General features: G+C 69.1%; 22 protein-coding genes, 2 tRNA genes and 1 pseudogene. 14 read left to right on the plus strand and 11 right to left on the minus strand.

Features of this window, described 5'->3' with window-relative positions:
- The first annotated feature begins 148 nt into the window (after window positions 1-148).
- Entirely contained in the window at window positions 149-3,697 is a 3,549-nt protein-coding gene (locus CHC08_RS29395) for a S8 family serine peptidase (RefSeq protein ID WP_245878631.1), read from the plus strand.
- 116 nt (window positions 3,698-3,813) lie between these two features.
- Here CHC08_RS29395 and CHC08_RS29400 read toward each other — a convergent pair whose 3' ends face one another.
- Window positions 3,814-4,215: a winged helix-turn-helix transcriptional regulator gene (locus tag CHC08_RS29400; RefSeq protein ID WP_179282276.1), complete on the minus strand. Its 402-nt coding sequence runs from the start codon at window positions 4,213-4,215 to the stop codon at window positions 3,814-3,816.
- Between the two features lie 112 nt (window positions 4,216-4,327).
- On the opposite strand from CHC08_RS29400, the gene CHC08_RS29405 reads away from it, so the two are divergent.
- On the plus strand, window positions 4,328-5,191 hold the full coding sequence (locus CHC08_RS29405; protein ID WP_089210628.1) for an SDR family oxidoreductase: 864 nt from the start codon (window positions 4,328-4,330) through the stop codon (window positions 5,189-5,191).
- Between the two features lie 21 nt (window positions 5,192-5,212).
- Here the strand turns inward: CHC08_RS29405 and CHC08_RS29410 are convergent, their stop codons facing one another.
- The 7 genes from CHC08_RS29410 to CHC08_RS29440 all read right to left on the minus strand — a co-directional run bounded on the left by CHC08_RS29410 (window position 5,213) and on the right by CHC08_RS29440 (window position 9,855).
- Window positions 5,213-5,818: a maleylpyruvate isomerase family mycothiol-dependent enzyme gene (locus CHC08_RS29410; RefSeq protein WP_179282277.1), complete on the minus strand. Its 606-nt coding sequence runs from the start codon at window positions 5,816-5,818 to the stop codon at window positions 5,213-5,215.
- 111 nt (window positions 5,819-5,929) lie between these two features.
- A complete protein-coding gene (locus tag CHC08_RS29415) occupies window positions 5,930-6,589 on the minus strand; it encodes an alpha-ketoglutarate-dependent dioxygenase AlkB family protein (RefSeq protein ID WP_218825556.1) in 660 nt (219 codons plus the stop codon).
- Window positions 6,586-7,164: a type 1 periplasmic-binding domain-containing protein gene (locus CHC08_RS29420; RefSeq protein WP_218825557.1), complete on the minus strand. Its 579-nt coding sequence runs from the start codon at window positions 7,162-7,164 to the stop codon at window positions 6,586-6,588. The genes CHC08_RS29415 and CHC08_RS29420 overlap by 4 nt, the downstream gene beginning before the upstream one ends.
- 161 nt (window positions 7,165-7,325) lie before the next feature.
- Window positions 7,326-8,084, minus strand: a complete 759-nt coding sequence (locus CHC08_RS29425) for a 2OG-Fe(II) oxygenase (RefSeq protein WP_089210630.1) — start codon at window positions 8,082-8,084, stop codon at window positions 7,326-7,328.
- Window positions 8,081-8,698: a methylated-DNA--[protein]-cysteine S-methyltransferase gene (locus CHC08_RS29430; RefSeq protein ID WP_089210631.1), complete on the minus strand. Its 618-nt coding sequence runs from the start codon at window positions 8,696-8,698 to the stop codon at window positions 8,081-8,083. The genes CHC08_RS29425 and CHC08_RS29430 overlap by 4 nt, the downstream gene beginning before the upstream one ends.
- Window positions 8,699-8,719: 21 nt before the next feature.
- The gene (locus CHC08_RS29435) at window positions 8,720-9,190 is read right to left on the minus strand and encodes an RNA polymerase sigma factor (protein WP_089210632.1); all 471 of its coding nucleotides are present in this window, start codon (window positions 9,188-9,190) and stop codon (window positions 8,720-8,722) included.
- 164 nt (window positions 9,191-9,354) lie between these two features.
- Window positions 9,355-9,855 (minus strand): methylated-DNA--[protein]-cysteine S-methyltransferase, encoded by a 501-nt coding sequence (locus CHC08_RS29440; protein ID WP_089210633.1) that lies wholly within the window; start codon window positions 9,853-9,855, stop codon window positions 9,355-9,357.
- A gap of 318 nt (window positions 9,856-10,173) precedes the next feature.
- Here CHC08_RS29440 and CHC08_RS29445 point away from each other — a divergent pair, with 318 nt between their 5' ends.
- From CHC08_RS29445 to CHC08_RS29455, 3 genes are all read left to right on the plus strand, one after another.
- Window positions 10,174-10,971, plus strand: a complete 798-nt coding sequence (locus CHC08_RS29445; protein WP_089210634.1) for an ArsR/SmtB family transcription factor — start codon at window positions 10,174-10,176, stop codon at window positions 10,969-10,971.
- A gap of 121 nt (window positions 10,972-11,092) precedes the next feature.
- On the plus strand, window positions 11,093-11,863 hold the full coding sequence (locus tag CHC08_RS29450) for an isocitrate lyase/PEP mutase family protein (RefSeq protein WP_089210635.1): 771 nt from the start codon (window positions 11,093-11,095) through the stop codon (window positions 11,861-11,863).
- A gap of 215 nt (window positions 11,864-12,078) precedes the next feature.
- Complete coding sequence (locus CHC08_RS29455; RefSeq protein ID WP_089210636.1) at window positions 12,079-13,119, plus strand: DUF4331 family protein; 1,041 nt, start codon at window positions 12,079-12,081, stop codon at window positions 13,117-13,119.
- Between the two features lie 32 nt (window positions 13,120-13,151).
- On the opposite strand, the gene CHC08_RS29460 is transcribed toward CHC08_RS29455, so the two are convergent.
- Both CHC08_RS29460 and CHC08_RS29465 read right to left on the minus strand, forming a co-directional pair.
- Window positions 13,152-13,403: a hypothetical protein gene (locus tag CHC08_RS29460; protein ID WP_218825559.1), complete on the minus strand. Its 252-nt coding sequence runs from the start codon at window positions 13,401-13,403 to the stop codon at window positions 13,152-13,154.
- A 125-nt stretch (window positions 13,404-13,528) separates the two neighbouring features.
- On the minus strand, window positions 13,529-13,840 hold the full coding sequence (locus tag CHC08_RS29465; RefSeq protein WP_089210637.1) for a hypothetical protein: 312 nt from the start codon (window positions 13,838-13,840) through the stop codon (window positions 13,529-13,531).
- 298 nt (window positions 13,841-14,138) lie between these two features.
- On the opposite strand from CHC08_RS29465, the gene CHC08_RS29470 reads away from it, so the two are divergent.
- From CHC08_RS29470 to CHC08_RS29505, 8 genes are all read left to right on the plus strand, one after another.
- Window positions 14,139-14,211: transfer RNA gene (locus CHC08_RS29470), tRNA-Thr, on the plus strand.
- A 204-nt stretch (window positions 14,212-14,415) separates the two neighbouring features.
- Window positions 14,416-14,489 (plus strand) — tRNA-Met (locus CHC08_RS29475).
- A gap of 77 nt (window positions 14,490-14,566) precedes the next feature.
- Window positions 14,567-14,731 (plus strand): 50S ribosomal protein L33, encoded by a 165-nt coding sequence (gene rpmG / locus CHC08_RS29480; protein WP_030921771.1) that lies wholly within the window; start codon window positions 14,567-14,569, stop codon window positions 14,729-14,731.
- Window positions 14,732-14,990: 259 nt separating this feature from the next.
- Window positions 14,991-15,437 carry a MaoC family dehydratase N-terminal domain-containing protein gene (locus CHC08_RS29485; RefSeq protein WP_089210638.1) on the plus strand — a complete coding sequence of 149 codons (447 nt, stop codon included), beginning with the start codon at window positions 14,991-14,993 and terminating at the stop codon, window positions 15,435-15,437.
- Between the two features lies 1 nt (window position 15,438).
- The gene (locus CHC08_RS29490; protein ID WP_089210639.1) at window positions 15,439-15,867 is read left to right on the plus strand and encodes a MaoC family dehydratase; all 429 of its coding nucleotides are present in this window, start codon (window positions 15,439-15,441) and stop codon (window positions 15,865-15,867) included.
- A 79-nt stretch (window positions 15,868-15,946) separates the two neighbouring features.
- The gene (locus tag CHC08_RS29495; protein ID WP_143653385.1) at window positions 15,947-17,311 is read left to right on the plus strand and encodes a glycosyltransferase family 2 protein; all 1,365 of its coding nucleotides are present in this window, start codon (window positions 15,947-15,949) and stop codon (window positions 17,309-17,311) included.
- A 36-nt stretch (window positions 17,312-17,347) separates the two neighbouring features.
- Window positions 17,348-18,385 carry a UDP-N-acetylmuramate dehydrogenase gene (locus CHC08_RS29500; RefSeq protein ID WP_089210641.1) on the plus strand — a complete coding sequence of 346 codons (1,038 nt, stop codon included), beginning with the start codon at window positions 17,348-17,350 and terminating at the stop codon, window positions 18,383-18,385.
- Between the two features lie 485 nt (window positions 18,386-18,870).
- Complete coding sequence (locus tag CHC08_RS29505; RefSeq protein WP_089210667.1) at window positions 18,871-19,440, plus strand: TMEM165/GDT1 family protein; 570 nt, start codon at window positions 18,871-18,873, stop codon at window positions 19,438-19,440.
- Between the two features lie 39 nt (window positions 19,441-19,479).
- Here the strand turns inward: CHC08_RS29505 and CHC08_RS29510 are convergent, their stop codons facing one another.
- Window positions 19,480-20,109: a hypothetical protein gene (locus CHC08_RS29510; RefSeq protein ID WP_089210642.1), complete on the minus strand. Its 630-nt coding sequence runs from the start codon at window positions 20,107-20,109 to the stop codon at window positions 19,480-19,482.
- Between the two features lie 356 nt (window positions 20,110-20,465).
- Here CHC08_RS29510 and CHC08_RS51770 point away from each other — a divergent pair.
- Window positions 20,466-21,035: pseudogene (locus CHC08_RS51770) on the plus strand (DUF4158 domain-containing protein); the annotation flags it as partial.
- Between the last annotated feature and the right edge of the window lie 41 nt (window positions 21,036-21,076).

Below are 21,076 nucleotides of genomic sequence, written 5' to 3' on the forward strand. Positions count from 1 at the left end.
GAATGTTAAACCCTCATGACATTTTTCATCCTTTATTACAAGCAAATGCAACATGAATTCATTATTCTCCCCGTGGATACCTAAAGATCCCTTATCGCCCATTTTGCTTCCCCCCCGCGGGCATCCCCATGCCCGTGAAGGAGATCGTGTGTTCACAGCCCGCCCCTGGCGAATGGCCCTGATCGGGACCATCGCCGTCGCCTTCCTGATCCCCCACGGCGTGGCGTACAGCGCCACGCAGGCCGCACCCGAACGCGACAAGATCGACCGGGTGGTCCAGGCCGACCTGTCCACGGACGACAAGGCCACCTTCTGGGTCCGCCTGAAGGACGATGCCGACCTGCGGACGGCGCGTACGGCGAAGACCAAGGCCGAGAAGGGCAAGCAGGTCTACCGGGTGAAGACGGAGACCGCCGCCTCCTCGCAGACGAACCTGCGCAAGCTCCTCAAGGCCGCGCACGCCGACTTCACCCCGTTCTGGATCGTCAACGCCGTCAAGGTGACCGGTGACGCGAAGCTGGCGGCCGAGATCGCCAAGCTCGCCGAGGTGACGGCGATCGAGCCGTCCCAGGTCGTCCCGCTGCCCGAGCCGCAGCCGGCCAAGGCGGTCAAGGCGACCGCCGCCTCCGTCGAGTGGAACATCGACCGCATCAACGCCCCCAAGGTGTGGGACGAACTCGGCGATCACGGCGAGGGCGTCGTCGTCGCCAACATCGACACCGGCGTGCAGTGGGACCACCCGTCGCTGATCTCCCACTACCGCGGCGCGAACCCCGGCGGCAGTGTCGACCACGCCTACAACTGGTTCGACCCGGGCGGCGCATGCCCGACCGACGCGCCGTGTGACGACCGCGGCCACGGCACCCACACCATGGGCACCATGGTCGGCGGCGACGGCGGCGCCAACAACGTCGGCGTCGCCCCCGGAGCCAAGTGGATCGCGGCGAAGGCATGCTTCGCCGTCGGCGGGTGCCCGGACTGGGCCCTGCTCGCCGCCGGCCAGTGGATGCTCGCGCCCACCGACCTGAACGGCCAGAACCCGCGGCCCGACCTCGCGCCCGACGTCATCAATAACTCCTGGGGCGGGGCCGGCCTCAACCTCTGGTACGACGAGATGATCCGGGCCTGGGTCGCCGCCGGCATCTTCCCCGCCTTCTCCAACGGGAACGAGGCCTTGAAGTCGCCCAACCCCTGTGAGAGCACCGGCAACCCCGGCGGGGACATCGCCGCCTACAGCGTCGGAGCCTTCGACTCCAGCGGGCGCATCGGGGACTTCTCCTCCCGCGGTCCCGGCGAGAACGGCGAGATCAAGCCGAACATCACCGCACCGGGCGTGAACATCCGCTCGTCCTGGAACGACGGCGGCTACCGCCCCAACTCCGGTACGTCGATGGCCGGTCCGCACGTCGCCGCCACGGTGGCGCTGATGTGGTCGATGTCGCCCAGCCTGAAGAACGACGTCGAGAACACCCGAGCCCTGCTCGACGGGACCGCGGCCGACGTCGACGACACGAGCTGCGGCGGCACCGCCGCGGACAACTACACCTGGGGCGAGGGCATGCTCGACGCCTACGCCGCGGTCAGGGCGACCCCGGCCGGAGAGCTGGGCACGCTGACCGGCACGGTCACCTCGGGCGGATCCCCGATGGCCGGCGTGACCGTCGGCGTCTCCGGACCGGTGAACCGTACGGTCACCACCGGGCAGGACGGGTCCTACACGCTGCCCCGCCTCCTGAGCGGCGACTACCAGGTCGGCTTCAAGAAGTTCGCCTACGACGACGTCACCGCGACCGTCACCGTCACGACCGACCAGACGATCACCGAGGACGCTTCGATGGTGGCGCAGGCCCTGAGCACGGTGTCCGGTACGGTCACCAGCGTCGGCCTGCCCCAGGTGGGCGCCACGGTCACCGCGGCGGGCACGCCGGCCGGTGCGGTCACCGACGCCCACGGCCACTACGAGCTCACACTGCCCCGCCAGGGCTTCGACCTGAGGGTCAACGCGGAGTCCCGGTGCACGCAGAACGCCACCGTGCCCGTCACGGTGACCGGTGACCTGACCAAGGACATCGAGCTGACGAGCTACACCGACTCCTTCGGTTACACCTGCAGGAGCGGCACCGAGCCGTACGTCGAGGGCACCACCAAGGAGCCGCTCGGCGGTGACGACGAGAGCCAGAGGATCACGCTGCCGTTCGCCTTCCCGTTCTACGGCAAGACCTACACCAGCGGCGCGGTCGGCACCAACGGGTTCCTGACCTTCGGCACCAACACCTACTCCATCCCGAGCAACACCTCTCTGCCCTCCGGAAACGACCCAAACGCTGCTATCTACCCGTACTGGGAAGACCTGGCGATGTGGGACGAGAGCGGGCTCTACACCGCCACCATCGGGACCGCACCGAACCGCACCTTCGTCGTGGAGTGGCGCAACGCGCAGTTCTACGACTCCGACGAGCACTTCTCGTTCGAGGCGCTGCTCGGTGAGGACGGTTCCATCGGGTATCGCTACCGCGGAATCGACACCACCCACGAGGCGGGCACGACCGCGACGATCGGCATCGAGAACGCGGACGGCACGGACGCGCTCCAGTACTCCCACCTCACCGATCCCAACCCCGCCATCGCCGACGGGCAGAGCCTGGACTTCGCCGCCCGGCGGCACGGGCTGGTGACCGGCACCGTCACCGACGCCAACGACGGCAAGCCGCTGGCGGGCGCGACGGTCAAGGTGGGCGACGTGGCCACCCTCACCACCGGAGCCGACGGCACCTTCTTCGGGCAGATCCCCGCCGGCGACTACCAGATGGGGGTCTCGGAGGAGAACTACGGCACCCTCACCAAGGCGGTCACCATCACGGCCGGTGAGCGGAACCGGCTCGACACCGCCCTGACCACCGGCCGGGTGACGGCGTCGACCGGCGAGATCACCCTCGTGATGCCGCCCTCCTCCACCAGGAAGGGTACGGTCGAGCTGTCCAACCTGGGGGCCGACGCGGCGTACACCGCCGAGGTCGCCCCCGGCCAGAGCGGGCTCAGCGTGACTCCGGCCAGTGGGCAGATCAAGGCCGGCAGGTCCGTGACGCTGCAGGTCACCGCGTCCAGCGCGGGTGTCCAGCCGGGCAGCGTCCGCACCGGCACGCTGGTCGTGCGCTCGGCGAGCGGCCGCAACCCGGCGTTCCCGATCACCGTGTCCGTCGTGGTGCCGAAGTTCCAGGTCGCCGTCGAGGCCGGTGGCGACAGGAAGGTGACCGACGCCGCGGGCGACGTCTGGGCGGCCGACCGGAAGTACACGCCGGGCGGCTACGGCTACGTGGGCGACGGCACCAAGGCGCACACCTCCGGCAAGGACGTCAAGGGCACCGTCGAGCAGGCGCTCTACAGGAGCGCCCGCGAGGACGTGCGGGAGTACCGGTTCGACAAGGTTCCAGGCGGCGTCTACACCGTCGAACTGGGCTTCGCCGAGACCCGGAACAAGAAGCCGGGCAAGCGGGTCTTCGACGTCAGCATCGAGGGCAAGATCGCGATCTCGGCGCTCGACCTCGCCCGGGAGGCCGGAGAGAACACCGCGGTCAGCCGCCAGTACACGGTGAAGGTCACCGACGGCCGGCTCGACGTGGGGTTCACGGCGCGGAAGGGCGATCCCATCGTCAACTCCATCCGCGTCAGCGAGCGTCCCGACAAGACCGCCCAATAGGCGCACCCGCACCGTCGACCGGCCCGTCCCGACAGGGTCGCCCGGTAGGCGCACCCGCACGTCAACCGGCCCGTCCCGCTTCGAGCGGGGCGGGCCGGTTCCGTTGCGGATCGGTTCTAGGACTCCCGCGCCCCGTCGTACGTCTCGCGTGCCTCGAAGACGTCGTCCAGCCTGCTCTCGACCCACCGGCTCAGCGTCCACACCTGCTCGGCGACCTCGTGGCCCATGGGCGTCAGCGAGTAGTCGACGCGCGGTGGGATGACGGGCTTGGCGTCGCGGTGGACGAAGCCGTCGCGTTCGAGGGCCTGAAGGGTCTGCGCGAGCATCTTCTCGCTCACCCCTCCGACCTGGCGGCGCAGCTCGCTGAAACGGTACGAACGCTCCAGCAGCGCGGCCAGGACCAGCACGCCCCAGCGGCTGGTGACGTGTTCGAGCACCAGCCGTGAGGGGCATTCCGCGCGATTGACATCCGGCGGCGGCATGAGCGTCTCGGACACCGGCTGCTCCCTTACGTTCATGACAGTAACTTACTTCAAGGTGGGTACTTACGACAAGGACAGTACTGATCGTAGGGTGAGCTCCGGTGCGGGACCTGCACTGATGAAACATCCAACGGGAAGAAGCACTTCGATGAGCATCATCATCACCGGGGCGACCGGGCAGCTCGGCCGCATGATCATCGCGGACCTGCTCGCCGCCGGCGTACCGGCGGACGAGATCACGGCCGTCGCGCGCAGCAGGGAGAAGGCCGCCGATCTGGTGGCGCAGGGCGTTCGGCTGCACGTCGCCGACTACGACCGGCCCGAGACGTTCACGGGGGCGTTCCGGCCCGAGGACCGCGTGCTGCTGATCTCCGGCACCGACGTGGGCAGGCGCACGGCCCAGCACGCCGCGGTGATCGACGCGGCGAAGGCGGCGGGCGTGGCACAGCTGGCATACCTCAGCGTGTTCGGCGGCCCCAAGGCCGACTTCCTGCTCGCGGGCGACCACCGCGAGACCGAGCGGATGATCCTCGACTCCGGCCTGCCGTACACCTTCCTGCGCAACAACTGGTACTCGGAGATGTATCTCGGCGACCTCCCCGGCACGGTGGAGCGCGGTGCCATCGTCACCAACGCGCCCGCGGGGAGCCGCATCGCCACCGCCCCGCGTACGGACTACGCCGCGGCCGCCGCGGTTGTCCTGAACGACGACGGGCACCTGAACAAGGCGTACGAACTGGGCGGCGACACCGCGTGGTCGTTCGAGGAGTTCGCCGAGGAGGTGTCGCGGCAGACCGGCACGAAGGTCGTCCACACCTCCGTCACCGCCGCCGAGCGCCAGGCGATCCTCACCGGCGCGGGGGTTCCCGCGGCCTTCGCCGAAATCCTCGTGGACGTGGACAACGCCATCGGCCGCGGCGCGCTGGCCTCCACACCGGGCGACCTGTCGCGGCTCATCGGCCGCCCGACGACGCCGATCGCCGACTCGATCGCGGCGGCACGGGCGTCCTGAGACATCCGCCGGAAAACTGGTTCAGTGTGCCGTTCTCTCGGTCAGCGGGGCGCCGTGCCAGCGCCACCGCTGCGGTCGCGGACGGTCGGGTAGCTCGATACGGCCCGTGGACCACAGCAGCGCCTGCCATGGGTCGATGGCACCGAGGTCAACCGCGGCGTGCGGAAACATTCGAGCGAGCACGCGTGCGCACACATCGCGTGGCGGGTCGAAGGGGAGACCAAGACCCTGCGCGATGTCCTGACCATGGAGCAGTGCCTCCACGCAACCCATCGCGGCGAAGCCTTCGGGGTCGGCCATCCCGGTGGGATGGTACGCCCGCGCATGCGGCGGGGTCGTGCGCACCGTCGCCGTCAGGATGCGTGCGCCGGTTTCGGCGAACTCCAGCACCTGGGCGGAAGAGGCGTCCTTATCGGCGCTGGCCATGAAACGTACGTATCTGTCGGTGGGCTGTGCCACGAGCTGGCCGGCGTATGACATCAGGCAGTCGCCGATGTGCTCAGCGGTGTGCCGGCAGCTCCACTCCAAGGTGCCTGCCGGCACGGACCAGTCGCCGTCGGTGGCCGGGCTCAGGGCGGCGACCACGTGGGAGATCGCCGTATCGACGTCGTCGGCGGTGACCGTCATGCTCACCTCCACGGATCGGATCTTTCAAGGTCAAAATAATCTAGTCCGCCGGAGGCGAAGGCGGGGGCGATCGGACGGATGCGGCGGGCACCTGCCCGAGCGTGGCGGCGGTCAGCTCAGGCCGGTTTCGCGCAGGGTGATGTTGATGCGGCCGGCGTCCACGCCGCATCCGTCGGGCGCGGTGCCCGGATAGGTCGTGGTGACCCCGTGGTAGGCGAAGCGGGAGGGGCCTCCGAAGACGAACAGGTCACCGGAGACGAGCTCGACGTCGGTCCAGGGCCGGTTACGGGTGTGGGTGTTGCCGAAGCGGAACCGGCAGGAGTCGCCGAGGCTGAGGGAGACGACCGGCTGGTCGGTGCGTTCGTCCTTGTCCTGGTGCATGCCCATGCGCGCGGCGTCGTCATAGAAGTTGATCAGGGCGGTGTCCGGCCGGTAGCTCTCGGCGGCGGCCGGGTCCCGGTAGGCGTCGGCGAGCGCGGCACGGCCCAGATCGGCCAGCCATCCGGGAAGGGGGGCGACCTGCCCGCCGCCGGCGTCGTCGGCGGTGCGGGTGTAGCGGTAGGGCTGCCAGTGCCAGCCCAGGCACACCGTACGCACCGACATCACGCCGCCACGGGGCAGCCGCGCGGCCCGCGCCGGAACCGGGCCGCGAGCCCACGCATGGCAGGCGACGGCCAGCCGCCGCTGCTGGGCGAGATCGAGCCAGCCCGGCAGGTGGAGCGCGCCGGGCGCTATCTCCCGGGGCCCCGTGCCGGGAAAGGAGAACATCATGCCTGCCCGGAGCGTGTGCTCAGGTGATCGTCGCGCAGCGTACGGAAGACGGCCCAGGTGCCGCCGTCGCGGTGGGCGCCGCACAGGTGATCGAAGGTGCCGATGCCACCCTGGGCGATCAGGTCATCGACGGCGAGGGAGGCGGTGGCGACGGTGCGGGCGGGGTCCCAGTCGGTGGACAGGGCCAGGCGGCGGCCCATCTGCACCCATCCGGTCGGTTGGCCGGTCACGATCCACGCGTCCGGGGCCTGGGCGGTGAACCGGCGGGCCTGACGCAGCCAGGAGGCGGCCTCCTCGGGCCAGTCGAGGATGTCCAGCACCGTCCCGCCCCGCTCCCGCCACGCGGCGGCGAGCCGCTCCGCGGCCTCCCGCGAGACGGTGTCGCGGGAGGAACCGATCACCACGGTGAGCGGGCGGGGCCGCCTCTCCTCCAGCAGTCGCATGACGGCGGCCTGTTCCACCCGGGTCAGCGGCCGGGGTGGCGGTCCCGCGACCGTTCCTCGCGCCAGGGGCGATGAGCCCGTGACCGTTGGGGCCGGCGGTCCTGCGAGCGTGTAGGTCTTGCCGCTCGTCATCGTTTTATCCTCCTCCGTGCTCGATCGTACGGTCGGGCTCGGGTGGCGTAGGGCGGGCCCGCCGGTTGTGCGATCGGGCTCGGGTGACGTGAGGCGAGGTCGCCGATCGTACGGTCGGGCTCGGATGGCACAGGGCGAGCCCGTCGGCCGTGCGGTCGGGCTCAGGTGGCGTCGTGGAAGACGAGCCCGAGGGTGTGCCTGATTCCGGAACGGATCGCGGACACCCCGTGCCGAACGGGAGAGGCGGACCAGCCGCGCTTGGACGGCACGGGCCGGTCGCGGGTGGTGAAGATCAGGCCGTGTCCCTGCGGGATGAGGGTGGCCGTCCCCCGGGACTGGGCCCTGGGACGCTGTTCGACCAGCAGGAACTCGCCGCCCGTGTGGTCCTCGCCCGGAGCGTTCAGGTTGATCACGACCTGGAGAGGGAACACCTTCTCGCCGAAGACGTCCCGGTGCAGGGCGTTCCAGTCGCCCGCTCCGTAGCGCAGCATGATCGGCGAGGGCCGCCCCTGGCCGGCCTCGTGACAGATCGTGAGCCACTCCTCCAGGGTGTCTGGCCATTCGGCCTCGCGGCCGAGCTTGTCGTACCAGTCGCGGGCGATGGGCAGCAGCCGTGGATACAGCTCCTGGCGCAGCCTCTGGACGGGCTCGGGGAAGGGATGGTCGAAGTAGCGGTACTGGCCGCTGCCGAACCGGTAGCGCCCCATGTCGACCGTGGAGCGGAACCGGTCGGTCTCGTCGTACAGGCCGGCCAGGTCGGCGCATTCGGCGGGCGTGAGCAGCCGCGGCAGCAGGGCGCACCCGTACTCGTTGATCTCGCCGGTCACCGCCTGCCAGTCGGCTGAGGCGACCCGGCGGGCGAACACGTCCTCGCCGGGTTCGGTGGCGGTCTTCCTCTTCGCGGTCGTGGTGACGGTCATGCCACTGCCTCCAGGGTCAACAGGGTGTGCTTGGCGTCGGGGCCGCCGGCATAGCCCCCGACGCTGCCGTCGGAGCGCACCACCCGGTGGCACGGCACGACGAGGGGCAGCGGGTTGGTGGCGCAGGCGGTGCCCACCGCGCGGACCGCCCGGGGGCTGCCGGAAGCGGCCGCGACCTGGGCGTAGCTCTCGGTGTGGCCGTAGCCGATGTCACACAGGTGCGTCAGCACCTCGCGCCGGAAACCCTTCGACAGCCGCCAGTCCAGCGGCAGGTCGAACCGGGTCCGCCGGCCGGCGAAGTACTCCTCGATCTGCCGGCTCGTCTCGTCCAGGCGGGCCGGGGCGTTCAGGATGCGGGGGCTGATGCTGTCGGCCAGCTGCCGCAGGACGGCGTCGTGGTCCTGGACGGCGTAGGCGACCTTCACCAGGCCCTGGCCGGTGGCGGCCAGCAGGAGCCTTCCGACGGGTGTGTCCAGCGTGCGGTAGGCGACGTCGAGGATCCCCTCGCGCTGCGCCTGCTCCACGAGCCGTTCGTGCAGCCGGGCCATCGCGGGGGCGTCCTGGACGGGAAGCGCCGCGAACAGGCGCCCGGTCTGTGGGTCGGATGCGGTCATGATCGGGCCACTCCCCTCTAATCAGGCAGGTCTCGGATAGGTGGTGCGCAGGGTCTTGATGCCGTCGGCCGCGGCCCTGCGCGCGGCGTCCGTACTCCCGCCGCACAGGTCGGCGATCTCCTTGTACGGCAGCCCGGCCAGATAGTGGTAGGCCACCGCCTGGCGTTGGCGGTCGGGCAGCGCCCTGAGCACCTGCCACAGGTCGCCGTCCCAGTCCTCCGGCCGGCCGGTGCGGCCGGGACGTTCCGGCAGTGTCTCCACCGGGGTGGGCCTGCGGGCGGCGGCCCGGGTGACGTCGATGGCCTTGCGGTGGGCGATCGTCACCAGCCATGCCTCGACGTTGGCGTCGGGCGGCAGGTCCGGGTAGGCCTTCAGCGCCGAGAGGAAGGTCTCCGACCAGGCGTCTTCCGCCTCCTGAGGTCCGAGGACGGCCCGGCACACGCGCAGCACCACGGGACCGTAGTCGGTCACGATCTGCTCGAAGGGTTGCATGGTCACATCCTGTAGACGCCCCGGGCTCTCGGAACGTGAGACCGTCACCCGGAGTCGGTCACGATCTCCTCGAAAGGTCGTACGGTCACATCCTGCGGGCGCCCCGGCCCTCCGAAACATGAGCGTTCCGGGCACGCCCGCCCCCTGAAACGCGAGGCCGCCGCTCAGAACAGCCTCGCCGCCTTCTGCTCGGCCGGCTCCTCCAGCTCCAGCAGGAACCGCTTGCGGTCCAGCCCTCCGGCATAACCGGTCAGGCTGCCGTCCGCGCCCACCACCCGGTGGCACGGCACGATCACGGACAGTGGGTTGCGGGCGTTGGCGGCGCCGACCGCCTGCGCCAGCGACACATTGCCCAGCTGTCGTGCCAGGTCTCCGTAGGTGCGGGTCTCGCCGAAGGGGATCTCCCTCAGCAGCTTCCACACCTGCTGCTGGAACTCGTCCCCCTGAGGCGCCAGCGGCAGCTCGAAGTGGGTCCGCTCACCGGCGAAGTACTCGCCCAGCTGGCGGCGGACCTCCGCAAAGCCCGACTCGCTGTAGGTGCCTCGCTCCCCGGGCTTGGGGCCGCGACGGTGCCGTTCGAAGTACAGCCCGCTCAGCACGCCGTCCTCGGCGACCGCGATCAGGTCGCCCAGCGGCGATGGGATGACGGTGTGGGTTCTGGCCATGATCGTTTTGTCCTTCCCGGAGCGGTGGGACCACCGATGCGGTCCTCTCATACCCTGAAGACGGCCGGGGGCCGGAAAACGTGAGATTACGCCGCGCGCACCGTCGGCTCGGTCCGTGTGATCGGGCCCCTGCCGGGGAAACCGGTGTGACCGGCTCACCGCCGGGGAATCGGTCGGGACGCCGCCCGCACCTGGTTCGGGCACCGGCGCGATCACTCATGCCACGGTGTCTCCCTGCTGCGGGGCGGTTCGATACCCCGATGTTGTCCCCAGAACACTTCGATGACCGTCGAATCGAGGCGGGTCTAGCCTGGTCCTATGAGACAGCAGCCAACCGGATCCGCGCCGCTCCAGGCCGTGGCCGGCGGAGACACCGACATCGCCGCGATCGGCGCGCTGGTCGCCGACCCGGGACGCTGCCGGATCCTGCTCGCTCTCGACGACGGCCGGGCCCTGCCCGCCACCCGGCTGGCCGCCGAAGCCGGGGTCAGCGCCGCCACTGCCAGCAGCCACCTGGGCAAGCTGACAAACGCGGGACTGCTGGCGGTCGAGGCCCATGGACGCCACCGCTACTACCGCCTGGCCGGACCCGCCGTCGCACAGCTCATCGAGGCGCTGCAGCAGCTCGCACCCGCCGTGCCGATCCGCTCCCTGCGCCAGGGCACCCGAGCTCAGGCACTGCGCCGGGCCCGCACCTGCTACGACCACCTCGCCGGACGGCTCGGCGTCGAACTCATGTCCGCGATGATCGAACGCGGCCACCTGACCGGCGGCGACGGCGCGTTCGACCCCTCGCGCGCCCATCGGGACCATCGCACCGGCTACGGCCACGACGTCGGCTACGCCCTCACCGAGTCCGGCAACGACTTCCTCACCGACTTCGGCCTGCGTATCCCCGCGCGCCGGCGGCTCATCGGCTACTGCGTCGACTGGAGCGAACAACGCCACCACCTCGCCGGAGCACTGGGGCGCAGCCTGCTCGACCGGTTCACCGAGGCGGACTGGATCCGGCGAACCGAGGCCACCCGTGCCGTCCACATCACCGAAACCGGCCGGCAGGGACTGCACGACACCTTCGGCATTCGCCTGGAACGGCACGCCGAACCGGTGCCGTGACCGCGCCTCCGATCAATGAAGCGGGCAGCCCTGGAGTACGGCACGGTGAGCCTTCATCGTGCCGGGCGCTGTGACCTCACCTCCGTTCAGTGAAGCGGGCAGATCAAGGAGCACCGAGCAGATGACTTTCCATGATCTCCATTACGGCGACAGGCCCTTGGTCCTTCCCAACGCCTGGGACGTGCCTTCCGCGCTGGCCTTCCTCGACGCCGGTTTCGAGGCGATCGGGACGACCAGCTTCGGGGTCGCCGCCGGCCTCGGCCGCCCGGACGGCGGGCGCTCGACGGGGGAGGCGAACCTCTCTCTGGCCCGTCAGCTGTCGCGGCTTCCGTGTCACGTCAGCGTGGACATCGAAGACGGCTACGCCGACGAACCGGAGCGGGTGGCCGATTACGTCGCCGAGCTCAACGTGGCGGGCATCAACATCGAGGACAGCTCCGCCGAGAGACTGATCTCACCGGAGGCGCACGCCGCGAAGGTGACGGCGATCAAACGCCGCTGTCCAGACCTGTTCGTCAACGCCCGGGTCGACACGTACTGGCTTGGCGAGGACGCCACGGTCGGGGCGACGCTCGAACGCGCCGTCCGTTATGTCGAGGCGGGCGCGGACGGGGTTTTTGTCCCCGGCGCGTCGGAGCCCGCCGTACTGCGCGAGCTGACCGGGAACATCGCGGTTCCGCTGAACGTGCTCGCGATCTCCGCGCTCTCGCTCGGCGAGCTGGCGGAGCTCGGCGTGCGCCGCGTGAGCACCGGGTCCCTGCCGTACCGTGCGGCGATTCATGCCGCCGCCGAGGTGGCAGGCGCCGTCCGTGACGGCCGGGCCGTCCCCGCCGCGACGCCGTACCCGGACCTGCAGGCCCGGCTCGTCCGTTACAAGCGGACGGCGGGCTGATCCGGCCTGTCAGCTGCCCGTGAATCATCGGCGTTCAGGTAAAAGAGAGTTCAGGTAAAGGAGCCCAAGTAAAGGAAAGAGGATGCGCAGCGCGTCAACAGCGCACCAGGAGGCCTGACGCTTGATCTAACTTTGGATACCTGACCATCCGATTCAACTAAAGAGTGATGAATGCTGTCATATGAGGCAACTGCGCGAATCCGAGAGGTCGTCTCATGTCGCATCATCTTGACTGTGAGCAGGCTCGCAGGGACTGTCGGCTCGACATCACTGACAATTACGTCTTTCGCGGCGAGACGGGAACCGTCTTCGTCATGGATGTCAACAGCTCGCTGGCGGGGCCCGGCGCGCAGCGGGGATTCCATCCCGAGGCGCGATACGAGTTCAAGATTCATACGGACGGCACGGCGGCCGAGGACCTCACCTACCGGGTGACCTTCGACCCGCCCGACGGGGCGGGTGAGCAGACCTTCACACTTCACGTCCTGACCGGTCCGGACGCACGGGACGACGCGGCGATCGGCGAGCACCTCGCCGAGGGGCGGACCAACCACCTGGTCTCAGGCCCGGACGGCCTGCGGATGTGGGCCGGACAGGCTCTCGACCCGTTCTACGTCGACCTGACGCAGGTCCGCGCGATCAACGCCGCCGTCAAGAACGGTGCCAGGGTCGAACTGCCGGGCTGGGGCCCGAACGCGGCCAAGAACAGTTTTGCCGGCTCGACCGTCCACTCGCTCGTGCTGGAGGTCGCCGACCAGGATCCGCGCCTGGGCGCGGACCGGCACATCGGGGTCTGGGTCACCACAAAGCTGGCCACCGACGCGGGCGGCTGGCGGCAGATCAACCGAGAGGGCCATCCGATGGTCTGGCCGATCTTCCGTCCCGATGACAGTGAGTACGCCGGCGGCGCGAACAAGGTCCATCCCGCCGACGAGATGAACGGTGAGAGCGAGCACGTCGCGCGGCTCGTCGCGGGGGTCGTCGCCACGAACGGCACCCTGGACGATCCGGCCGCCTATGGCAGGGCCGTGGCCCAACATCTGTTCCCCGACGTGCTGCCCTACCGGACGGGCACCCCGGCCGGCTTCGGGTTCGCCGGGCACAACGGGCGTACCCTCGCCGACAACGCACCCGAGGTGATGTTCTCCCTCGTCCTGAACTCGGCCATAAGCACCGGTCTCACGCCCGAGCAGTTCGCGGACACGCGGAGCGGCCGGTTCCCGTACGTGGTGGCGAAGCCGGCCACCGCCGGGTGATCCAGCCCGTCGAGGAGGGACAGCTCTTCGACCTACGCATCCGCGTCGCGGGCGACCACCAGATCGCGGGCGTATTCGATGTCGGTGGCGGTGTAGCTGGGGATACTCCGGTCTAGGTGGCTGAGAAGACCCATGAGGGCCTGCTTCTGCGCCAGGTGCCGCACGGGGACCTGATCAAGATCCACGCTCATGAGCCAGTCGAACAGGACCACCGCGTCGGCGGTCCATAGATTCAGCACAGTCCTGTCCGTGGCGGCCATTCTCAGGCCGGGCATTCCGCTCATGCGAGCAACTTACTGTGGGACATAGGCGGAGTGATCCGCTTTGTCGACTCCAAGATGCCGGCCGTCGAGAAGCAGGTCCTCCACGGCCGGATGGGACATCGAGGAGGGCGCGCTCGCCGGGCGGCTCACTGGCTGAGCGCGTCCCACAGGGTGCCGAACTCCTCGGCGGTCAGGGAGTTCAGGCCGAAGTCGTCCGGGTAGATCGGGCCCTCGGCCAGGAACCCGTGCTCGTCCTCGAGGTGGCTCCACGAATACCGGCGGGCGAGACCGTCCGAGCCCAACTCGGCGTGCCGGACGGGCCAGTATTCCCCGCCGTCGTCGATGACGGTCTCGAACAGCCACACGTGGCCGTCGTCGTCCACCCCGTGCCAGTACAGGTGAGGCCTGTCACTCTCATCCAGCATCCGAATCGCGTCTCTGCGACGGTCCTGCAGCATCGTGGCTCCCCAATATCAACGAGAAGGCACCAGAGTGCCGTACGCGGTGGCGGCGGTCTTCCCCGGAACGAGGTTTCGGGGGGTCGGGGGCCCGGCCGAGGGCCTGCCTGTGGGGGCCTGTCCGAGAGCTCGTCCGAGGGCCTGTCAGGCCGCCGTCCGGGGGGCTGATCGTCGGCTTGGCCCGGGGTCTTCCCGCGGCGGACGTGTGGCGATCCGAATGGTCCTCGATTGATTTCGCATCGCACTCCTGAGCCGTGTATGGTTACACCTGTCCGCAAGGCGAAAGCAACGCGGACAGGCCCCCTTAGCTCAGTCGGCAGAGCGTCTCCATGGTAAGGAGAAGGTCTACGGTTCGATTCCGTAAGGGGGCTCAAAGCCTAAAGGCCCTGACCATATGGTTGGGGCCTTCGGCTTGGATAGGCCCAAGTGGTCATCCAGAAAATGCTCGAGGTTCCCGGTGAATGATTGGGCATACTGGGTAAAACTCAGAAGCGATGGCCCTGACCTGCACAAGTACGCAGGCACTCAACGGGTCGGGTATCCTTGCGGGGTCGGTCGATTTCGTCGGCCCCAAAGGCGGAGTAGCTCAGCCAGGCAGAGCAAACGGCTCATAATCGTTGTGTCGCCGGTTCAAGTCCGGCCTCCGCTACTACCCTCCCGGGTTCCCCTCACAAGGGACTCCGGCGTGGGTTGTCCACTGTCCCGAACGTAGAAAGGCACTCCCAAGTGGCTGCCACCGACGTTAGGCCCAAGATCACGCTGGCCTGCCAGGAGTGCAAGCACCGCAACTACATCACGCGGAAGAACCGGCGCAACGACCCGGATCGGCTTGAGCTGAAGAAGTACTGCCCTAACTGCAAGACGCACCAGGCGCACCGCGAGACCCGCTAAGTCTCTGCGAAGCCTCCCGCGTCTCCGTGGGAGATGGGTTCTTCAGTAACACTCGCATACTCAACGTAGACCGGCGTTCTCCTCGAGGGCGCCGGTTTGTCGTATCCGCACAGCATTCCCCTCCGAGCGTTGACCATGGTGGACAGCAGGCGCTCGAGTGGCCCGGGTTACGGTTTCCTGGTGGCACTCCGGGAGTGTGACCCCGAATATCATTCTGTTACTGTCGGCCTCACCAGCTCGGTATCCGCAAAGGAGCACGATGGCTCTGAATCGTGATTTTGTCGGGCGGGCGTCCGCGCCTTCCTCGCCCTACGAGGTCAGTCGCGTGAAGATCAAAGAGTTCGCGACGGCGATCGGCGACAACAACCCGATCTACCGGGACAGGGAGGCCGCCCAGGCCGCCGGTCACCCGGATGTGATCGCGCCGCCCACCTTCCCCATCGCCATCGGCCAGGACGCCGGAGCACTTCTGGCCGATCCCGACCTCGGCCTCAACTTCGCCATGGTGGTCCACGGCGAGCAGCGCTTCGAGTACCGGCGGCCCATCCACGCCGGTGACGTGCTGGTCGGCGTCACGACCGTGACCGACATCCGCAGCGTCGGCCGCAACGAGTTCATCACCGTGAAGAGCGAAGTGTCGACCGTCGAGGGCGAGCTCGTCTGCACGGCCTACAACACCATCGTCGAGCGTGGAGGGGCGGGCTGACATGGCCGCGACAGTCAGATACGACGAGGTCGAGACCGGCCAGCAGATCCCGGCCGCCGAATACCCGGTACGCCGGGCCAACCTGGTGATGTACGCCGGGGCCTCCGGCGACTTCAACCCCATCCACTGGAACGAGCGCTTCGCCAAGACCGTCGGCCTGCCCGACGTCATCGCGCACGGCATGTTCACCATGGCCCAGGGCGGCCGGTTCGTCACCGACTGGGCCGGCGATCCCGGCGCGGTCATCGACTACGGCGTCCGGTTCTCCTCCATGGTGGTCGTCCCGGACGACGACCAGGGCACCGTCATCACCGTGAGCGGGGTCATCGAGGAGAAGCTCGAGGACAAGCGCGTGGTGGTCGCGCTGACCGCCAAGGCCAACGACTCCCGGGTGCTCTCCAAGGCCCGCGCGGTGGTCCAGCTGTCGTAGAACGGCGCTCCGGCGGTCGTGGGCACGGCTCGCGGACCGGAGACCGAATCATCTCCCGGTCCGTGGGTAGCGTCCGTACATGAACGAAGCACCATCTCACGTGACCGACCTCGCGGAGCAGTGGGCCGAGGCGCGAGCCGAGCGTGACCACGCCACGGCCGACGCGCTCCGCGGCGAGATCGAAGCCGAGGGCTGGCTCGTCCACGACACGGCGAACGGATTCGAGCTCACCCCCCGGCCGCCCTTCGAGGTGTGGCCCACGGTGGGTTCCGTGCCCGAGAAGGGCGGCGGGGCGAACGGGCGGGCCGCCTCGGCGGGCCCGGAGACGACGAACCCCTCGGAGACGGCGGACCGTTCGGGGGTGGCCGACCGCTCGACAGCGGCGGACCCCTCGGGGGCGACCGACCACTCGGAGACGACGGATCGCTCGGAGACGACGGATCGCTCGGAGGCGACAGACCGTTCGAAGGTGGCGGACCGCGATACCTCCGCCGACCCCGATCGGGTCGCCGAGGCCGCGGACCCGGGCAACAGACCCGAGCGACTCGGCGACCAGGAGGCCGGCCGGGTCGCCGAGACCCAGGCCGCGCCCGCGCAGAAGCCTGAGGGCTCGGAGCTGGTCGGCCGGTCGGATGAGCCCGTCGGCCATCCCGAGCGGATGGTCTCCTCCCAGCTGCTGTGGGACGCGAGCCTGTCGGTGTCCCGGCTCGACGAGTCGATCACTCCCCCGGTCGGGGCCGCGGAGGCGGAGGTCGCGCCACCGACCGTGACGGTCGGGCTCGTGGTCGACGGCTGGCCGGACGATCTCCGTGAGTGCGTGCGCGCCCTGGTCGCCCGGACCGAGGTCAAGATCCTCGCCCTGGATCTGGGAGACGTGGACGGCGCGGGGGCGGTTCTGAACGAGCTGGTCAAGGAGTTTCCCCGCCGGGTGGAGGCCTGGCACGTGGCCGAGACGCCGCACTGGCGGGGAGGCACGGCAGGGTGGGGCGAGAGCCGTACGAAGCTGCTGAAACTCGATACGGCGGACGTGCATGTCGTGATGGAGACCTCCACGATCCTGGACGGCGACGCGATCACCCCACTGGTCGAGGAGCTGAAGGACGACGTGACCGGGGCGGGCTGGAAGGGCGTGAACCCCCGCGAGGACGGGCACGAATGGGTGGACGCGGAGCCCGGGGAGGTCCGCGGACTGCTCGGCCACCTGTTCGCGGTCAGGCGTGACGCCGCGCTCACCGCGGGAGGATTCCCCGCCGACGCCCGCTACTACCGCAACGCCGACCTGGAGTTCTCCCTCACACTCCCCGGCACCCTCGTCGCCCTCGGCAAGGATCTCCCGGTCCACCAGGAACGGCACCGCGGCTATCACGACGTCGATCCCGCCTACCGGGACAGGGAGTCCCGCCGGACCTACGACCGCGTGCTGGGGCTGCTCCGCGGCCAATAAGCTGGTCGCGGGTTTGGGCGGGATGTGGGGAAGCGCATGACTGAGCGGTTGGCGGGGGTACGGCTGGCGCCGTACACGACGTTGGGGCTGGGCGGACCGGCCAGGGCGTTCGTGACGGCCGGATCGGCCGAGGAGATCGTCGAGCTGGTGGCCGAGGCGGATCGGGCGGGCGAGCCTGTGCTCGTGCTCGGCGGCGGCAGCAACCTGGTCGTCTCCGACGACGGTTTCGACGGGCTGGTCGTGAGTGTCGCCTCGCGGGGCATCGAGATCGACGGCGACCGGGTCACCGTGCAGGCGGGGGAGGGCTGGGACGAGCTGGTCGCCCTGGCGGTGGCGGAGGGCCGGCCGGGGATCGAGTGCCTGTCCGGCGTCCCGGGGCTGGTCGGGTCCACGCCGATCCAGAACGTCGGGGCCTACGGGCAGGACGTGTCGCAGACGCTCGCCGGGGTCAGGGTCTACGACCGCCGGACCGGCGAGCTGGGCGACCTGAGCGCGCGGGAGTGCGGGCTCGCCTACCGGCACAGCGTGTTCAAGGAGGATCCCGGGCGATACGTCGTGCTGGCGGTCACCTACGAGCTGCCCGAGGGCAAGCTCTCCGGTCCGGTCGCGTACAAGGAGTTGGCGGCCCGGCTCGGCGTGGCCCTGGGGGAGCGGGCGCCGCTGGGGGAGGTCCGCGCGGCGGTGCTGGAGCTGCGCAGGGGCAAGGGAATGGTGCTCGACGCCGACGACCCGGACTCCAGGAGCGCGGGTTCGTTCTTCACCAACCCCCTCCTTGCCGGGCCGGAGGCGGCCGAGCTGGAGCTACGGGCTCCGGGGTTCCCCCGCTGGGACATGCCGGACGGTTCCGTCAAGGTTCCGGCGGCCTGGTTGATCGAGAACGCGGGGTTCCCGAAGGGCTACCGGCGGGGCCCGGCCCGCATCTCCACCAAGCACACCCTTGCCATGACAAATCCGGAACTGGCGGCAACGACCACCGACCTTCTCGACCTGGCCCGCGAGGTCCGCGACGGCGTGTGGGAGAAGTTCGGTGTCACCCTCGTCAACGAACCCGTGCTGGTCGGCACCCGCCTCTGAGACCCTCAGCCCGGCGGTGATCCACGAAGGTGAGGGGCGGTCGGCATCCGTCCCTGAAACCCTCGGCGCGGCCGTGATCCGTTGAGGAGAGGTCCCCGCACCGCTGGTCGGCGTCCGCCTCCACAGCCCCCTGTCCGTGCGGTGATCCGTGAAGGTGAGGTCCCCGCACGGACGGTCGGAACCCGCCTCTGAGGCCCCCGCTCAGCCGTGATCCGCGGAGGTGAGATCCCCGCCGCGGGAATCGGCGCGGCAATCGGGCTGTTAAGGTCTCATGGAAACACCCGAAGGGGAGTAGTCCCAATCGCGTGATCGACATGCTGGCGCCTCAGGGCGCCCGGTCACGCGGGCCTCGGATTCTGTTCGAATCCCAGGCGGACGAGACCTTCGGCCTGGCAGGCATACACCAATGCTGCCGGGCCGAAGCCGTGCCCGACTCCCCGGGTGCCTCCCTTTCGGCCCGGCCGCGTGCGCGGAAGGGCATCTCGTTGGAAGCGTTCTGGATCAGTCTCGCCGTGATCTTTGTCGCCGAGCTCGGCGACAAGAGTCAGCTCATGGCGATGACCTTCGCCACCCGGTTCAAACCCTGGCCGGTCCTGATCGGGATCACGGTGGCCACCGCGATCGTCCACCTGGTCAGCGTCGCCGTGGGCGGGTTGGTCGGCGATTTCCTCCCCACCACGGCCATCACGATCGTCGCGGGCATCGCGTTCCTCGGCTTCGCCATATGGACGCTGCGTGGAGACGAGCTGACCGACGAGGAGGCGGAGAAGGCGCAGCGCACCACCCGATCGGCGATCATCGCCGTGGGTGTCGCCTTCTTCCTCGCCGAACTCGGCGACAAGACCATGCTCGCCACCATCACGCTGGCCACCCAGCACGGCTGGCTCGGCACCTGGATCGGTTCGACGGTCGGCATGGTCGCCGCCGACGCGCTGGCCATCGTGGTCGGCCGGATGCTGGGCAAGCACCTGCCCGAGAAGGTCATCCGGTACGGCGCCGCCGCCGCGTTCGCCGTCTTCGGGATCATCCTCCTGGTCGAGCCCCTGGTCGCCTGATCAGGCCGGAGGTTCCTCGATATTTCGCGTCTCGGCCGATCAGGGCCAGTACGGCCGCGCACGCTCGGCGGCGGCGGCGATCAGTGCGCCGTCGATCTCGACGAATGTCAGCGGCACGTCGAAGGCGGGCCACTCGACCACGAACTCGAACGGTTCGGATGGCGGCAGCGGCCACAGCCACAGCTTCCGGCTGCTGGAGACGAAATGGTCACCGCCTCCTCCGCCACCTCCGCCGCTGTCCCGGAGGAGCGGACCCTCCGGACGCGGCGGGGGCCATTCTCCCGGGTGCTGCCTGCCGTCGACGGTTGTCGCCTTGCCGCCGTCGGGGAAGCGGACACCGAAGCGTAGGACCTCGTCGCCGAGAGGCTCGCCGGGGCGAGCCCCACGATGATGACGTACCCCGAAAAACAGCTCGTGCCGATCCCACCACGTTTTCTCGCTCACTCCCTCGACACGACGGGCTGCCATCTGGGTGTGGAGCTTCACACCCTCGGGAAAGGCGACGGCGCTGGTGAGCACGATGACCAGCGCCTCGCTGCGAAACACCGTCCGCTCGATGGGGACGGTGCCGCCCAACATGGCATCCGGAGGACCGACCCAGGCGGGATGAACCATCTCCTCGACCGGCTCCGGCTCAGAGGGCGGCGGTGGCGCGGTGAAGAAGTCCATGCGATCAAGCTACGCAATCGCGAAAGCCGGTGCGCAGGACATTCGGAACATGACGATTCACACGCCACCGGTCCCGCCGGTCGGCTGCCTGCGCCACGTGAGTGAACTAGTGCGGAGTTCGCGCAGGAACACGCCCCGCCGAGCCGAACTCCGCCGCGGCGCCGAGTTCACCCGGAAGCCGACACCTCTCTTTGCTTGTCCCTCTGTAGTTGTTCGTCTTTGATTGCCCACCACATCCCGCACATGGAAACCCGGCGATGGAATCCGGTCTGTGGTCATGACCTGCTCTCATGGCCTGGACCTCCTGTAGCTACGGCGAGCCGCCACTCTGACCAGCCCTGCGACCCTCGGGCGATATGCGAAGAGTTAGTTATCAATTTCAGTACGTAGCGATATCAAGTAGTGCATACCTTCCGGTAACCCCGTCGGCCTTCTCGACGGTGATCGGGCGTCTATGGCATCGATCGGGGAGGAGCTCCGTCGTGCGTACCGACTGGGAACAGGATGAGCTGATCAGCGCGTGGACGCTGGTCGAGGGTGATTGGGACCTGGTCGGGGAAAAGGCGGGGGCTGGCAGGCTCGGTTTCGCCTTGATCTTGAAGTTCTACGAGATCGAGGGACGGTTTCCCGCCTATCCCGAGGAAATACCGGCGGCTGCGGTGGAGTACGTGGCGTCGCTGGTGAAGGTCAAGCCAGCACTGCTGGCGAAGTACTCCTGGCGGAGCCGGACCATCGAGCGCCACCGGGCGCAGATCCGCAAGCGATTCGGCATCCGCCCGGCGACCGAGGCCGATGAGGCGCGGCTGGCCCAGTGGCTGGCCGATGAAGTGTGCCCGATCGAGACGAACCGTGATCGCCTGGCCGAGGCGGTGCGGGAGCGGTGCCGGAGCACCAGGATCGAACCGCCAACCAGTGGCCAGGTGGAACGGGTCGTCAATTCCGGGTGCCGCCGTTTCGAGGAGGCCTT

The sequence above is a fragment of the Streptosporangium subroseum genome, from assembly GCF_900188345.1.
Lineage (GTDB): Bacteria > Actinomycetota > Actinomycetes > Streptosporangiales > Streptosporangiaceae > Streptosporangium > Streptosporangium subroseum.